Origin of the sequence: Acidovorax delafieldii 2AN (assembly GCF_000175235.1) — a bacterium.
GTDB lineage: Bacteria > Pseudomonadota > Gammaproteobacteria > Burkholderiales > Burkholderiaceae_C > Acidovorax > Acidovorax delafieldii_B.
In genome coordinates this window covers 1-1,183 of sequence record NZ_ACQT01000520.1, presented here as the reverse complement: position 1 = coordinate 1,183, position 1,183 = coordinate 1, and the positions used below count along the sequence as shown (strand labels likewise).

The following is a 1,183-nucleotide window of genomic DNA, read 5'->3' as shown; positions in this document are numbered from 1 at the left end:
GGGCGAGCTGTGGACGCATGTCAAGGTGAGTGCGGGCCGGGCGCTGGCCGGGCTGGCCATCGGCGGCGGCCTGGGCCTGGTGCTGGGGCTGCTGACCGGTTCGGTGAAGCTGTTCGAGACGCTGCTCGATTCCACCATCCAGATGGTGCGCAACATCCCGGCGCTGGCGCTGATTCCGCTGGTGATCCTGTGGTTCGGCATTGACGAATCGGCCAAGCTGTTCCTGATTGCGGTCTCGGTGTTCTTTCCGATCTATCTCAACACCTTCCACGGCATCCGTGGCGTGGATCCGGGGCTGATCGAGATGGGGCGCACCTACGGCCTCACGCGCTGGCAGCTGTACCGCCAGATCATCCTGCCCGGCGCGCTGTCGTCCATCCTGGTGGGGCTGCGCTTTTCGCTGGGGCTGATGTGGGTGATCCTGATCGTGGCCGAAACGATTTCGGCGCAGTCGGGCATCGGCTACCTCACCATGAATGCCCGCGAATTCCTGCAGACCGACATCGTGCTCGTGGGCATCCTGCTGTACGCGCTGTTGGGCAAGCTGGCCGACGTGTTTGCGAAGGCGCTGGAGCGCTATTGGCTGCGCTGGCATCCGGGATATCAGCAATGACACCCCCTGAGGCGCAACCGCTCGGTGCAGCCGCCAGAGGCGTCAGCCATCGGGACTGTCCCAACCCGCGCAGGCAGGCCTGGAGCCGCAGTCCTCTGCCCCCGCTCGCGCGCCGCCGCGCGGGCGGGGGGACGACGCCAGTGCGGAGGGGCGTCCCTCGCCTGGGTCCCGCCCTGTGCGAAGGCTGCGGTTGATCCCCTCACATTTTTATAGCTGCTAGCGCTTGATAGATAAGCGCAGGAGATCATTTTGACCATCAAATCATCCCCGCCACCCCAAGGCGTGCGCCTGGAAGTGCGCGGCGTGGACAAGCGCTACGGCGCGCGCGACGTGCTCAAGAAAGCCGAGTGGTCATCGAGCCCGGCCAGTTTGTCGCCATCGTGGGCCGCAGCGGCTGCGGCAAGAGCACGCTGCTGCGGCTGGTGGCGGGCCTGGAACCCGCCTCGGGCGGCGCGATCCGCCTGGACGGCAAGAACATCGACGGTTTGAGCAGCGGCACCCGCATCATGTTCCAGGACGCGCGCCTGCTGCCGTGGAAGCGCGTGGCCGACAACGTGGCACTGGGCTTGC

1 protein-coding gene and 1 pseudogene are annotated in these 1,183 nt (G+C 66.4%); both read left to right on the top strand.

Annotation, left to right across the window (positions count from 1 at the left end; genetic code table 11):
• On the top strand, positions 1 to 613 hold a 613-nt coding region (locus ACDELDRAFT_RS22745; RefSeq protein WP_005801422.1), incomplete at its 5' end, for an ABC transporter permease subunit.
• 249 nt (positions 614 to 862) lie between these two features.
• A pseudogene (locus ACDELDRAFT_RS22740) lies at positions 863 to 1,183 on the top strand (ATP-binding cassette domain-containing protein); the annotation flags it as partial.